This is a genomic window from Mesorhizobium sp. M7A.F.Ca.CA.001.08.2.1, assembly GCF_003998455.1.
Taxonomy (GTDB): domain Bacteria; phylum Pseudomonadota; class Alphaproteobacteria; order Rhizobiales; family Rhizobiaceae; genus Mesorhizobium; species Mesorhizobium ciceri.
Map to the genome: position 1 here is coordinate 1 of NZ_RZPW01001172.1, position 1,244 is coordinate 1,244.

A 1,244-nucleotide genomic window follows, 5' to 3' on the forward strand; every position below is an offset into this window, starting at 1 on the left:
CACCTACAGCGAGTACCAGGCCGGCTTCGATGCAAGCTGGGAGCTCGACCTGTTCGGCGCCAACCGGAGGGGCGTAGAGGCCGCGCGCTACGGGCTGAACGCCTCGCAGGAGGAACTGCGCTCGACGCTTCTCACCCTGGTCGGCGATGTCGCTTCCTATTATACCCAGGCGCGCGGCTACCAGGCCCGCATCGCGCTCGCCCGTCGTTCGGCCGCGTCGCAAAGACAGACCGCCGAACTTACCCGCACCATGGCGCAGGCGGGCACGGCGACCGCCGCCGATGTCGCCAAGGCGATGGGGCAGGCAGCGAGCACCGAAGCCGCCGTTCCGACGCTGGAGGCAAGTTATACGCAGGCCGTGCATCGTCTCGCGGTGTTGGCCGGCCGGCCGCCTGCCTCGCTCAACGAGCGGCTGAAGCGGGTCGCGCCCATTCCTGCACCGCGCCTGCCGATGCCCACCGGAATTCCCGCCGACCTCCTGCTATCGCGGCCCGATTTGCGCATGGCGGAGCGCCAATATGCGCAATATACCGCCAAGATCGGCCAGGCCGAAGCCGCCCGCTATCCCTCGGTCAGCCTGACGGGAGACATCAGCACGGCGGCGCTGAAGCTTGGCGATCTCGGCAAGAATTCGTCGATCGGCTGGTCGTTCGGGCCGACGCTCAGTGTGCCGCTGTTCAATGCCGGCCAATTGCAGGCGGCCGTCGAGTTCGCCAAGGCGCAACGCGATCAGTATTTCATCGCTTACCGGTCTTCGGTGCTGACGGCGCTCGAGGATGTCGAGAACGCGCTGGTGCTGTTGTCGCAGGAGCGCATCCGGATCGCCAAGCTCGCCTCGTCCGCGAAGTCCTATGGCGAGGCGGCAAGTCTCGAAGGCTCGCTCTACAAGGCCGGCGAGACAAGCCTCCTCGACGTGCTCGACGCCCAGCGCTCGCTCTATTCGGCCGAGGACTCGCTGCTGCAAAGCCGCGTCCTGCTGGCGACCAACTACATCGCCCTCAACAAGGCGCTCGGCGGCGGCTGGGATGGCGCGGTCGACAGCGCCAAGCCGGAGATCGTCGACGTCAAGGCCGGTCCACGGCTGGCGTCGAAGCCGGCCTCCTGAGGCGCTCTCAGGCAGCGGCGTCAATTCGGCAGACACGCCGCCATCGCCGATGCGGGGCGTGAAAATGCGGACTCCATGTTTGGCGATGGCGGGGTGATCGCATCGCTGTTATTGATGGTGCCCACACAGCACCTGTCTC

1 protein-coding gene is annotated in these 1,244 nt (G+C 66.7%); it reads left to right on the forward strand.

Features of this window, described 5'->3' with window-relative positions; all coding sequences use genetic code 11:
- Nucleotides 1-1,105: efflux transporter outer membrane subunit (locus EN914_RS35915; RefSeq protein WP_127389712.1), on the forward strand; the 1,105-nt coding region annotated here is incomplete at its 5' end.
- Nucleotides 1,106-1,244: the final 139 nt, after the last annotated feature.